Origin of the sequence: Alginatibacterium sediminis, from assembly GCF_003610775.1 — a bacterium.
In the GTDB taxonomy this organism is placed as follows: Bacteria; Pseudomonadota; Gammaproteobacteria; order Enterobacterales; family Celerinatantimonadaceae; genus Alginatibacterium; species Alginatibacterium sediminis.
This window is the reverse complement of sequence record NZ_RAQO01000004.1, coordinates 851,730-863,852: the sequence shown is the minus strand read 5'-3', so window position 1 is coordinate 863,852 and position 12,123 is coordinate 851,730. Positions and strand designations below refer to the sequence as shown.

The 12,123-nt window shown below is 37.8% G+C and carries 5 protein-coding genes; all 5 read left to right on the top strand.

Translation table 11 applies throughout. The features are described from left to right. From mads4 to mads8, 5 genes are read left to right on the top strand one after another with little or no spacing between them, the layout of a single operon-like run. Positions 1-657 (top strand): methylation-associated defense system protein MAD4, encoded by a 657-nt coding sequence (gene mads4 / locus DBZ36_RS06935; RefSeq protein ID WP_120354177.1) that lies wholly within the window; start codon positions 1-3, stop codon positions 655-657. Next, on the top strand, positions 654-2,039 hold the full coding sequence (gene mads5 / locus DBZ36_RS06930) for a methylation-associated defense system restriction endonuclease subunit S MAD5 (RefSeq protein WP_120354176.1): 1,386 nt from the start codon (positions 654-656) through the stop codon (positions 2,037-2,039). The genes mads4 and mads5 overlap by 4 nt, the downstream gene beginning before the upstream one ends. A gap of 3 nt (positions 2,040-2,042) precedes the next feature. Continuing rightward, positions 2,043-6,179, top strand: coding sequence for a methylation-associated defense system protein kinase MAD6 (gene mads6 / locus DBZ36_RS06925; RefSeq protein WP_120354175.1), 4,137 nt, complete (start codon positions 2,043-2,045; stop codon positions 6,177-6,179). Further along, a complete protein-coding gene (gene mads7 / locus DBZ36_RS06920; protein ID WP_120354174.1) occupies positions 6,176-7,828 on the top strand; it encodes a methylation-associated defense system protein MAD7 in 1,653 nt (550 codons plus the stop codon). The genes mads6 and mads7 overlap by 4 nt, the downstream gene beginning before the upstream one ends. Beyond that, entirely contained in the window at positions 7,825-12,117 is a 4,293-nt protein-coding gene (gene mads8, locus DBZ36_RS20595) for a methylation-associated defense system ATP-binding protein MAD8 (protein ID WP_199711791.1), read from the top strand. The genes mads7 and mads8 overlap by 4 nt, the downstream gene beginning before the upstream one ends. Positions 12,118-12,123: the final 6 nt, after the last annotated feature.

Below are 12,123 nucleotides of genomic sequence, written 5' to 3'. Positions count from 1 at the left end.
ATGAGAGATATTATTTTTTTAGTTGCTGATGGCGAAATGCAAGCAACAGTAGAGGGATTCTTTAGCAATAATGCATTTGACCAAAGACTCCAGTGTAATCGTTTTGAATTTGATACTAAGCAAGATTTAATTAAGCACCCGAGGAAAGACCCAGGTGTTTATCAAGATGGACATAACTATCTAAAAAGCTATTTAGGCTCGCACAAATATGCCGTAGTTATGGTTGACTTTGATTTCAATGATAATTTGGATGTAATGGACTACGAACGTTTTTGTGAGGACATAAAAACTAATATGCGTTCAGTTGGTTGGTCTGATGAACGCTTTTTTGTCATGGCTATCAACCCAGAATTGGAAGTATTAATGTGGCAAAGCGACACTCGAAGAATTGAACCGATATTTGATTTTCCAGGCGAAACAGGAGGCTTAAGGAGCTGGCTTCAAGAACGCAATTTATGGAATGAAACTCATGTGAAACCCGCCGACCCAAAAGCTGCGATAGACAAAGTACGAAGTCAAAGCTGGGGGCGTAAAAAAACACATTCACAAATTTTCAAACGCATCGCAAAGGATGTTTCTTTTAGAGGCTGTGAAGATGATTCCTTTAACGGGTTAATGCAACAGATACAAATTTGGTACCCGAGGGTTTGGGCATGAAAATAAAAACTATATTTAGCCATTGGATAAAAGATGAAAGCTATAGATTAGATTGTCCACCTTATGTAGCTGGCGCAATAGAATCAAAACAAAGAATTAAAGATTTAAAAGTGAAAAAAATTCCTCTTGGTAAACTTGTAATTGAGAATAAAGGTTTATACAAAGGGAAAATGATTAAAAGAACTTTTGTTGATTCAATTAAAGATGGAGTGCCATTTTTAACTACATCAGGGATGTTGAGATTTGATCTAAGGCCAATCCCAAATCTAGTAAAATCAACGGCACAAACTGATAAAGAATGTTTTATATCGGAAGGTACGACATTAATATCAGCTGCAGGAACAATAGGTAATATGACTTTTGTACGTAAAGATATGGAAAATATATTTGCGTGTGGAGATATACTTAAAGTTATTCCTAACAGTGAAAAAATTGCCCCTGGCTATCTGTATACATATTTATCATCTAAGTATGGACTTCCACAAGTCACTCAAGGTACATATGGTTCCATAGTTCAGCATTTAGATCCTAAACAAATAATTGACCTATCCATTCCAATATTTGATAAAGAAGATGAGAATGCTATTAGCAGATATATGCATAAGGCTTCAGACAGTAGAGCTAAGGCACAACAATTACTGCTAGAAAGCCGTAGAAAACTCTCAGGTATTATCGGATTTGATGTTATTAGTGCCAGTGATTCGCAGTCATTAACAACAGTAGCATCTTCTAAGAGTTTGATTAATAGATTGGACTCTCATTATTATTCAGATCGTTATTTAAAGTTAAGAAAATGTATTACTTCAAATACTAATGAGTTCTGCAAGCTAGAGGATGTTGCTGAAGTTTTTATTCCAAATATTTTTAAGCGCCAATACGCGATAGAAAAACAGTTTGGCATTCCATATATAACCGGTGCTGATGTTTTTAAAATATCTCCGTCTTCTGAACGATACCTGATGACCTCTGTTGTAGAAAAGAATCGCTTACAACTTGAAAAAGGAATGATATTAATTCAAGAAGCTGGACAGTTAGGAGGATTGATTGGTCGATCTGTGTTTGTAGGGGAAAATCTATCCAACTTTTCCTGTTCGAATAACATGATAAGAGTAAAAGGTAACGAACCTTTAGATTCTTATTATTTATTTGCGCTACTTTCTTTACCTGAATTCGAAGTACTTATAGCTGCTGAAGCTGCTGGCTCTAGTATACCTCATATTGAAGAAAAGAGAGTTAAGAACCTTAACGTTTATTGGCCTAATAAAGCTATTCGTGATGATATTGCAAGTAAAGTTAAAGAAGCTATCGATTTGATAGATAAAGGACATGAGAATGAGGATATGGCATACAAGTATTTAGATAAGTTAGTAATGGAGTATTAATAAATGGCACAGGTATTTGCAATAGGTGATGCGGTCAATGACGAAGAACGCAAAGCTATAGCTTGGTTAAAGGATAAGTTACCAGACGATTATTTTGTTATTCATAGTTTTGAAGTAGAACAATTTGATCAGCTTTTTGAAGTAGATATCTGTGTAGTTGCTCCTCATGCCATTTATTTAGTGGATGCAAAAGGCGTTCATGGCCAAGTAGAGGTTGATGGCACTACTTGGCATACCTCACATTCAAGTTACCGCTCTCCATTGCCAAAATTACGCGGCAATGCGAAATCTTTATCAGGCCTTATTTGTAAACAAAACCGTGCAAATAAGGCGTTAAAGAATATCTATGTCGATACAGCAGTTGTGCTTACTATTGATGGCTGCATGTTTAAAGACCCTGATGATAGAGAGCGTGGCCATGTTGTTTCTCTTAAAAATAGCACTCGGTTCTTTACTGATAGCGCTCGTATACCAGACCGCTTTGATCGCAATGTCACTAAATATATCCAAATTATTGCTGAAGCATTAGGTAAATCAGCTAAGAAACGCAGTCATGGTGAGCGGTATGGCAATTGGGAAGTTGCAGATACTTTAACTGATAATGAATACTTCACAGAGTACCGTGCTTTCAATGTTACCGCTGGCCGTAAAGGCGGGACTGTTATTGCAAAAGCGTACAAAGCTGATCCTTACCTTCCTGAAGTTGAGCGTATCAAACAAAAACGTTTATTAGAAAATGCTTACCGTGCCATCGCGAAAATGCCATCACACTCTGCAATAGTTGGTGTTAAAGATTTTTTTGTTACGGAAGCACAAGACAAATACATATTACTGACTGATGATATTCCTGGTGATACCCTTAGCGCTAAGTTAAAAGATAGCAGCTCACTTTTAACACTTGATCAGAAAAAACGTGTTGTAAAAGATATGTTATTGGCTCTAAGCCATATGTGCAAAAATGGTGTGGTTCACCGAAATATAACACCAGAACATATTTTAATTGGCTTAGATGGTCAGCCAAGATTAATCGATTTTGATTATGCTCGTATTGGTGCAGAAAACACCACAACTATTGCTGATGAAGTTCAAGAGCGCATTTCTAATAGATACAAAGCACCGGAGTTATGGGCAGATAATAAAGCTGCTAGCTGTGCTTCTGATATCTATAGTTTAGGTCTAGTGATTTATGAACTTTACAGTGGTGATGTTGCATTTGATACAGTAACTCAAGCGATTGAAAAATCTTGTGAGTTTGCTTCTAAGTTGAGTGCTAATAACAAGCAACTACCAAATGAATTAGATACGTGGTTACAAGCGCTTTGCCATAAAGAATCATCAGAACGCTTAACTGCAGAGCAAGCATTTGAGCGTTTTAATGAGTTGTGGCAACCTAAAACTGCTGTAAAAGAAGTTAAGGCTAAAACAAAAGAACAGCCCAAAAAGAAAGTTAATTTGATTGAAAAGCCAGAGGCTAATGTAAATTACAAACGCCTTAATAACGGTTACCAGTTATCCAATAAATACGTTGTACAGCAGCAATTAGGAAGTGGTGGTTTTGGTGTTGTTTATAAAGTAGCTGATACCTTTGGTGATGTTTCCCGTGCAATTAAGCTAATTCTTAATGATCGAGAATCGGTATTAGAACGCTTAAAGCAAGAATATAGAACTTTGCTCAAGTTGCCAGAACACCCTCATGTAGTTAAGGTTTTTGATGCCGACGTTCTACCTAATGATGGTCCTCCTTATATTGTATTTGAATACTTAGAAGGTTTAGATGTTAGCGAGTTAATTCAACAACGCTCTCTCACTACTCATGAAGTGTGGACCATGGCTAAGCAAGTGGCCGAGGGCCTGAAACACCTACATGACCACAGTATTTATCATTGTGATATCAAGCCGCAAAACTTGATATGGAAAGATGGAAAAGTTCGGATCATCGATTTTAACGTCTCTGTTGATGCAGAAGACTTAAGCCTTGGAGGTGGTTCTAGAAAATACTTACCACCAGATTTAAATATCACTGAAACACCACAAGCTTCAGATCTAGTGGATAGAGACTTATATGCGTTAGGTATCACTCTGTATCGAGCTATGACGGGGGAATATCCATGGGCTAACACCCAATGTCCACCACTTCTTGAGCCGGCGCGTCACCCGAGTGAGTTTACTCACAGCTTTAATCTAACTGACGACGTGTCGTCGGTTCTATTAAAGCTTATTGCACCTAAACGAATTGACCGATTTGAAACAGCCGAACAACTACTTGAAGCACTAAATAAAGTACAGCAGCTTAAAAAAGCGCAAGCTCTTGCTGAAGAAAGTACTTCTCAGTTTCATTTACCACCATTAGCTGATGGCTCGAATCCGAGTAAATCAGCATTTCATGATTACTTGCTAACGCTTTATAGCCAAAGTAGACATTCCAACAGTGGTACCCGTGGTTTAGATGACTACGCTAAGTTGATATATGTTGATACTGCATTAGATACAGAGTTAGCCCCAGCAGTACTGGCAGGCCAACTTCGCTTGGTTTTAATTACCGGAAACGCTGGTGATGGCAAAACTGCATTTTTACAGCAACTAGAATCACTTGTTGAGTCACAAGGAACATCGATTACTTTAAATCCGCAAGGCAATGGCTGCTCTTTCGAAATTAATGGCCACCAATACTTAACTAATTACGATGGAAGCCAAGATGAAGGTGATAAGGACAATGAGGTAGTACTTGATGAGTTTTTTAATGCTTATCAAGGCGATGATATTAATAGTTGGCCCCACAATGAAACGAGGTTAATCGCAATTAATGAAGGTCGATTAGTCGACTTTCTAAGTCAACATGCCAGTGAGTTCCCTGCTTTAAAAACTTTAGTCGAAGCAAGTTTGAAAGATGGTTCAGTGCAAAATGAAGTAGCTGTAGTAAACCTTAATATGCGTGATGTATTAGCATCAACACAGACACAACCTGAGTCAATATTCGAACGTATTATTGGAAAAATGACCTCAGTCAAAGTGTGGCAAGGTTGTGATTATTGCGCATTAAAAGATAAGTGTTATGTAAAACACAATATTGCTACTTTTCAGGATGAGCAAACTGGTCCAAAAGTTATCGAGCGCTTAGGTTATTTGTACAAACTTACAAGCCTGAGAAACCAATTACACATTACTATGCGAGATTTACGTTCAGCGCTTAGTTACCTGCTAGTAGGTGAGTATTCCTGTGCTGAGATTAAAGATATTTATGCTAACGGCGAATCTGAAAAAATTCTAAGTGGTTATTATTTTAATTCTTGGTGTGGCTCTGAAAGTAGCCAAGATAGATTGCTTAAGTTATTACGAGAAACTGATATTGCACAGGGTTCTGACGTGCGATTGGATCGTGGATTAGATTTCTTAGGACTTAAGGCAGTTGATTGGCTTCAATTTGAACAACGAAGTGATCATGAAAATAACTTACTTGAAAATGCACATCAAGGTTTACCTAATGGTACCGCCTTAAGTGAAAGTAAAGAAAGGTATCTATCTCATCGCAATGTTGTAGGTATGTTGAGAAGAAAGACTTACTTTGAGCGAAGAGGTGAAAACTGGCAAGGGTTATTGCCATACCGTTCAGCCAAGTTATTAGTTGAATTTTTGGAAGGAAAAACGCCACTTGATGATGCTAAAACACTTGCGATAAATGCAATTAACCGTGGTGAAGGCTTACATAACCCTATGTATTTTAACGGTCAATTGGCTATGCAGGTACGCAGAGTTAATCAGGGAACAATTAAGAGTTATCGTTTATTCCCGTCAGATGTTTTTTCAATTGAAATTAAAGACTCTGCTATGAACTCTTTATTTATTGAACATAGCCCTCAATCCCTATTACTTAAATATCAAGATGAAACAGGCTTGAACGCTGAGCTGGATTTAGATTTAGATCTATTTGAAATGTTACAACGGTTGAATCAAGGTTATGTTCCATCGGCCCAAGCGGAGCAAAGCTTTTATTTAAGTTTAACTGTGTTTAAGAATGTCCTTGCGTCTGCTCCTTACCAAGAAGTGTTACTAACGACCAATGGTCAAAGGTATGAAAAAATAATTAGAGATGAAAGCGGTGTTTTACAGATGGAGCATTTAGCAGTGGAGGCTCAATTATGAAATTAGGGAAAAAAGATAAAGCTTTTCGTACGAATAAAGTGAGCTATTTAGATTACAAAATAGTGGAAATGGATCGTGTATTAACTCACTTATTTGCAAGACTTAAATACAATGGTGCATCTAGTAAACTAAGCGCTAAAGGCATGACTGTTGATTTATTTAAAGATGAATTTCTAGATTCTCGCAACGAAAAGCACTTCAAAGGTTTTTCACAAGCCCCAATTACCGTTGAAAAATGGATAGAGACTCATTTGGTTGATCTTATAAATCGAGGTAAAGCGAATGAGGCTGTTGCCGCTCCTAGGCCACTACACGGCAATACTTACTTATTTAGAAATCCGAAAAACTGTCGAGATTACGGTGCCTCCAAGCAAGTTTATGAACTACTACACTATGCTAAGAATAGTAAACATGCGATTGATAAATTAAAACAATTCTTTTTTGCTGGAGTTGATGCGACTACTAATAAATATGATTGCTCCTCTCAAGTAGATGTTGAAACTCAAGCGTTGTTGCGGTTATCCGATCAAGTTGGGGCTAAATCCGATATTCCAGACCATTTAGAGTTAAAAGAACGGTACGAACCTCTTATTCAGTCTTCAGCTGACATATTAGCTGAAGATGTTTCTAAATTAATGACATATCGTCAATATATTCCTCGCTCTGTAATGGTTGAATATATTAAGAATTTATTAGCGTTTCACTTAGCTTTATATCAACTCAAATTATTCAAGTTATTACCCGCTTTAGCGAAGAGCAAGGGAAGAAATCCAGAAGAAAGCGAAAAACTACAAACAGCAATTTATGTTGATATGACTAATGGGGCTAATAGCCTAAGTAATCAAATGGCAGAACAAAGTGCGACTTTACATTACAAGCGCATCCCTGCATTCATTAAAGCTTATTTTGGTGTTAAAAAGTTGGATGAGTTTGCAGAGTATTTATCTAAGAAAGGAAAGCTTTCAGGAGCTAAGTCAATTAAACAAATGCCTGTTACTGAACTTTTTAAACTGCTTGAGTCTCCGCTTGAGCAAGATAGAGAGCAGTTCTTTGGCCAACGAAATGCTGGAATACTAGACTCCTCTGTTTCATCAGCTAATGAGTCTGAAGAGATACCACCCGAGATACATGCAATAACCCAACTTGGTCTTCCTGAATATGAAACCTATATCGAGATTTTATTGTTTGTACAAGGTAATGCTATTCGATCAGGGCTAGTTAAAAATTTAGATAGCTTTATGCTGAAAAACAAACCTGGTGCTTTGTTAGAACAAAACAGTGGTAGTCATGGTGGTAGACGTTTTTGCCTAGATGGAAGGTTGCTAGAGGTAATGTTACAACTGGCAGTATTGTCTAAGGGCGGCGATTTAGGATTCCATACTCGAGAACTTAGGGTAGATGAATTATTAACCTTCCTAAAAACACGATATGGAATTCATATTGACACATTACCTGATACAGACTCTTTTTGTGAGCAATCAATTGATGTAAACAGTGCCCTAAGGGATAACTTAGTTGGTTTTAAACGTCGTTTAAGAGAAATTGGTTTTTACCGCGACCTTTCTGATGCATACGTTACTCAAACAGTAACTCCTAGGTACCAAATAGATAAAAACCAGAATGAAAAAGCACAAGGAAGTAGAGCATGATTAAGGGAATTCAAACGGTTGTAAGTTCAGATATCGATAAGAGCTTAATCAGCGTACTTTTACCTAAATTTAAAACATTATTAGAAACTCGTGGTGCAGGTCACTGTATGAAAGTTTCTGATTTAGAAACTGGTTTAATGTACAAGTTATGTGAAGAGTTAGCAAAGTCAGTTGATAACTGTCAGGTAGCAGTTTTAGCTGAACAGGCAGGGCCAAATTATTCAGTAACTAGTACAAAGTTAGTTGAGCTTAGAAACCCAGATGAACACGGAAACTTACGTGCTCCACTGTTAGTATTTATCCCCAATGAATTAAAAACTTCGTCTGAAGATTCATTTGGTGTAGCGACATTTGAGCATGTTGATGTCACAGATGTTTATGCACTAGCATTCAACCAAATTAAAACTCAATGCCCAGATGCCATTGCTCAATTAATTGATGAGGCTTTCTTTATACTTAATGAAAAAGCCTCCCTAAATTTAAGTGCTTATCAGTGGTTGAGGTATTTATTAACAGTTCAAGTGAACAGTTTTGATCCTAGTATTGTAGGAGCGGCGTTATACGAGTTGGGTCTAATCCCCGATTTAGAGATACACCAAGATCATGCGATGCTGTTGAGACGATTAGTTAAAAACCACGAGTCGATTCAGATTATTAAAAGATCAGATAAATCTGCAATTGCCACAGTTTATGATTTACAACTCGAAGGTGATGAATTTAATAAGAAGTTGGCTTTGTTTTTTAATGAACAGGAAAGCTTATTAGACAACAACTGGCGTAAACAGCTTATTGTTGATAGTAATAATTGGTCACTTACATTTGATAAATGGCGATTTCAATACGAAGAAGAAGTTAGCGATGCAGTTTGCTTAACTGTGACTGATGTTGTTTTGCCAGTAATCCCTGACAATGAAGCAGATCCAAACCTGCAACAACTGATAGGTCAACAAGTGCTGACTGTAGGACAAGGAGGATTGAAAAAGTTCTCAGTGTCTTTTTCAGTAGAGCCTAAACCGAGTGAAGTTAATGGACTTGCGAAATATAAAGCGCAGGTATTTACCCAGCAGGGTGATTTTGTTGGCTTGATTAAAGTAGGTAAAGCAACTGCAAAATCTACTGTGACTATTACTTTTAACAAACTCACTGGAATTGAGTGGGAAGAAGGTTGGCACTACATAAGAGTTCAAGCTTTTGATGAAAATGATGAATTATTACCTTTAGTTGATGAACAGCAAAACCCGATACCGTGGGGCACATCAAATGCAGATGAAGCTGGATCTCGTATTAATGAGAGTGAACTGTTTTATGTATTACCAGCTGTTGATGCTGAAGTAGAGCCTATTGCAGGAAGAAAGGTAAGAGAGCCTTCATTAGCTCACGCTAAAATTAAAGCTGAATTCGCCAATGTGATTGATACAGCTAAGTTTGCAAATACAGAAGTTGTTGAAACGAACTGGCAAGATAATAAGAGCAAATCTGAATCGATAGTTAATATTAAGTTTAAAAAGGGTGGCAGTATTCAAGTCCCTGTAACAACTTACTTAAAAGATTTCGAACAAAAAGTACTAGCAAACCCTATGTCGGCGATGACATGGCGAATTGAAATTCGAAATGAACAGGCACAAGAGCCAGGAAGTGACATAGTTGATTGGCCTGTCAAAGGTGTAGAGAGTCAGTTCAAAAAATTTAAAGAGGCTCGAGAAAGTTACTTTGAATTAATTTCACAAGGTGAAAAAGACTTAGTTTCTGTTGCCCATGACCATGTTTCAACTTCACATGAGGCTTATACATATTCAAATGCCTACTTAGAATATTTAGCGGCAGTTTTTCAAGAAGCTGAAAATGGACATGATTATTCTTCTGAGCTATCGGCATTACTCCGCTTAGACTCTATTTCAATAGTGATATGGAATTATGATGGCAGTTACAAACAAGCAATGCTTCTTGGCCCTACTCATCCTTTAAGGTGTTTGTGGTTAGGTGGTTGGTCATCGCTTGCTGAATCGTGGGCCAGACAAAGTGAAAAAGTAGCTAAGGAAATTGCTGTAGGTAGTAAGAATAGCCTTTTGGAAGAACTTTCATTAACTAACTTTCCATATGTATTACCTGATACGCAAGGTCAGTTAATGGTGGCACTTGATAGTATTCACCCTTTTTGGAGCGTATTAGCTTCAGCGCAGGAAAAGGAACCGCAAGCTCTTATCGATAAAATAAAAACTGCGCTTGGGATAAAGAATGATTATCAGCAAGTAGGTAAACAAAGCAGTACTTATTTAGCAACTAAGGTGGAGCGGTATTTAGTTCAACATCCTTATGTAAGCTGTTTATCAATTAATGTTTTCAATGCTGGTTCTGCAAGTGCAGTAGCCGGAATGTTATTGGCGCTTAGAAAGAAACAAGAATTAAAGCATGTTTGTTTTGATATTCGTTTGTTCGTTACAGATCCATATGCTCTAGAAGTTGGAGCTGATCTATTTAAACTGATAAATAATAATGATGAATCGAATAGTGATAATGAACTCTTTCAATCGTCAGACAACCACTTAGTACCGAGGTTAAGTATATCTTTACGGTCTACCTCTGAATTTGAGAAGTCACCGGAAGAATTCAGCTCTCATTTAAGTATGCTATTTGATGTTTTCCCAGCGGAAGAAATATCAGTTATAAAACCACAAGCTGATGAACAGGTAGCTCCAGTACATGGATTATATCAAGATTATTGTGTTGATTACTTGGATGAAAATGGAGTTGTGGCTTGGGATAGGCATACTCGCCACGGTGTAGCGAAAGCACTGTTTGGTGGCCAAGTTTCAGAGGCTATAGCAAAACTTCCTAAAATGATGTCAGCGATAACAGCATCTCTTGCGACGGGGAATTTCTCTTTAGATCAGGTTCCGGTTGTACGATTGGCTCTTGATACAACGGAAAGAGCTTTACTAAATCAGTTGCATGAAGTGAGTGACTGGGTCTTTACAGTAGATCGAAACTTAGGGATAGAATTTTTTGATCACGGTGGTAAAGATGGACGACCTGATTACCTTATTGATCATAGCCCTGAAATGGCATCTTCAAACTCACATAACTTTGTTATCACATCTCGTTCAACAACAGAGATAGAAGCCTTATTAAAAGGTACATTGGAGCAACACCAAATAGCACCTGATGTAGATAAAGCCACTAGGGTATTAGATTCGTTGAGAGCACTATCAGGCAGGTTAGCGCTTAAGCTTGCTTCTAATAGCGCTTCTAAGTCAGAAGCTTTAGGTTTAGCTTTATCTAAATTGTACTTGGAATACCAGGGAGTGTTTAACGATCAAGTTGTTGTGCCTTTAGACGCCCACCTTGAACTCTACTCTGAACTACAGAAAGCTGATGGTGAATTAGGCGCTGAAATCAGCTTTAAGCGAACAGACATGGCACTGTTCGATTTAGATGCCTCATCTAGAACAATCAGATGTAATTTAATTGAAGTGAAATGTTATTCTGAGGTTGGAGACTTAACTAAATACGAAAGCCTTAAAAAGAGCATTGCGGGTCAAATTTCAGAATCAGAGCGTGTTATACAACGCCATTTCGATTTAACAAGAACCTCTCCTGATAGACCAGACCGCTTGGTTAAAACGCAAAAGCTCTGTGTATTACTAGAACACTATTTAAAACGCTCTGAGCGCTTTGGTTTATTGAGCCCTGAAGTTGTTGAGGAAGCTAAGTTTCTACTTAGAACATTAGAACAAGGATACAAATTAGCTATTACTCGTAGTGCTGTAATTTTCGATTTTGGCCAGGATAACTCTGGTGTCGAAAATGAAGTAGGCATTGAATTTCATAGGGTTGGTAAGAATCATATTGATGAGTTACTTTCTACACCAATACCTGAAAACGATGACGAACTGTCTGAAGCCACACTAGAATTCTTAGATTTGTCTCTGCCTAAATTAACTACTGCAGAATTTCTACATAAAGAGAGAGATAGAACAGTATCTTGGGATGAGCTTGTATCCCAGGCCTCGATTCAGTTACCTGAAAAATCAAATGGAACGGAAGATAGTAGCCGAGTTACCGGAGGTGGCCCCATCAATCCTGAAGATGTAGGACCTGAGCTAGTAGATGAGCGTGAAATAAAAGAAAATAAATCTTCTGAATATTACACGAAGGAAGAAGATAATACTCCAGAGCCAGAGCCAGAGCCAGAGCCAGAGCCAGAGCCAGAGCCAGAGCCAGAGCCCCAGAGCCAGAGCCAGAGCCAGAGCCAGAGCCAGAGCCAGAGCCAGAGCCAGAGCCTGAAGTAGATATCA

What these genes read in the sequence shown, in the direction of transcription:
- mads6 (WP_120354175.1), top strand. Translation starts at nt 2,043, where the DNA reads ATGGCACAGGTATTTGCAATAGGTGATGCGGTCAATGACGAAGAACGC.
- mads7 (WP_120354174.1), top strand. Translation starts at nt 6,176, where the DNA reads ATGAAATTAGGGAAAAAAGATAAAGCTTTTCGTACGAATAAAGTGAGC.
- mads8 (WP_199711791.1), top strand. Translation starts at nt 7,825, where the DNA reads ATGATTAAGGGAATTCAAACGGTTGTAAGTTCAGATATCGATAAGAGC.
- mads4 (WP_120354177.1), top strand. Translation starts at nt 1, where the DNA reads ATGAGAGATATTATTTTTTTAGTTGCTGATGGCGAAATGCAAGCAACA.
- mads5 (WP_120354176.1), top strand. Translation starts at nt 654, where the DNA reads ATGAAAATAAAAACTATATTTAGCCATTGGATAAAAGATGAAAGCTAT.